Annotated in this window: 2 protein-coding genes; both read left to right on the top strand. The window is 73.3% G+C overall.

The features are described from left to right. Positions 1 to 205 (top strand): GNAT family N-acetyltransferase (locus CCN44_RS01300; RefSeq protein ID WP_143649568.1); only part of this gene is annotated, 205 nt, incomplete at its 5' end. Between the two features lie 19 nt (positions 206 to 224). Then, positions 225 to 1,046, top strand: a complete 822-nt coding sequence (locus CCN44_RS01305; protein WP_059249218.1) for a serine hydrolase domain-containing protein — start codon at positions 225 to 227, stop codon at positions 1,044 to 1,046. Positions 1,047 to 1,113 lie beyond the last annotated feature (67 nt).

Here is a 1,113-nt window from a genome sequence, read left to right on the forward strand (position 1 = left end):
GGTGGGGCACGTCTTCAGCGTGGCGACCGACCCGGACGCCCGCAGGCGGGGGTACGCGCGCGCGTGCATGGAGGAGCTGCTGGCCTGGTTCCGGGCGCGGGGTGCCGGGCACGTGCTGCTCAACGCCTCGCCGGAGGCCGAGCCGCTGTACGCGGCCCTCGGCTTCACACGGGATCCCGACCCGTCGATGCGGCTGCTGTTGTGAGCCGCATAGGCTCGGACGCATGTCGTTGCAGAGCCTGGCGCTGATCGAGAACTGGCCCGTCCCCACCGCCGCGGCGGGGGTCGTACGAGCCGACGGGACCGTCCTCGGGACGCACGGTCCCGTCGGGCACCGCTTTCCCCTCGCCTCCGTCACCAAGCCGCTGGCGGCGTACGCGGCGCTCGTCGCGTACGAGGAGGGCGCGGTCGAGCTGGACGAGCCGGCCGGTCCGCCCGGATCGACGGTCCGGCACCTGCTCGCGCACACCTCCGGTCTCGCCTTCGACGAGCACCGGGTGACGGCTGCGCCCGGGGAGCGGCGGCTGTACTCGAACGCCGGGTTCGAGCAGCTCGGGGACCACATCGCCAAGGCGACGGACATCCCGTTCGCGGAGTATCTGCGGCAGGCGGTGCTGGAGCCGCTGGGCATGACGTCGACGTCGCTGGACGGGTCGCCGGCGAAGGACGGGGTGTCGACGGTCGAGGACCTGCTGCGGTTCGCGGCGGAGGTGCAGGCACCGAGGCTGCTGGACCCGCGGACGGTGGCGGCGGCGATGACCGTGCAGTACCCCGGGACGAAGGGCGTGCTGCCGGGGTACGGGCACCAGAACCCGAACGACTGGGGGCTGGGCTTCGAGATCCGGGACGGGAAGTCGCCGCACTGGACGGGGAGTTCGTCGTCGGCCCGCACATTCGGGCATTTCGGGCAGTCCGGTACCTTCCTGTGGATCGACCCCGATGCGGGGGCGGCCGGGGTCGCCCTGACGGACCGGGCGTTCGGGCCCTGGGCGATCGAGGCGTGGCCGGTGTTCACGGACGCGGTGCTCGGGGAACTGCGGGGCTGAGGCGGAGCGCTCCGAAGGGGGGCGGGGCTGTGTTGACATGCGGCTCCGCCGCGCGGGCGCGATCAGC

It is taken from the genome of Streptomyces tricolor, assembly GCF_002155905.1.
In the GTDB taxonomy this organism is placed as follows: Bacteria; Actinomycetota; Actinomycetes; order Streptomycetales; family Streptomycetaceae; genus Streptomyces; species Streptomyces tricolor.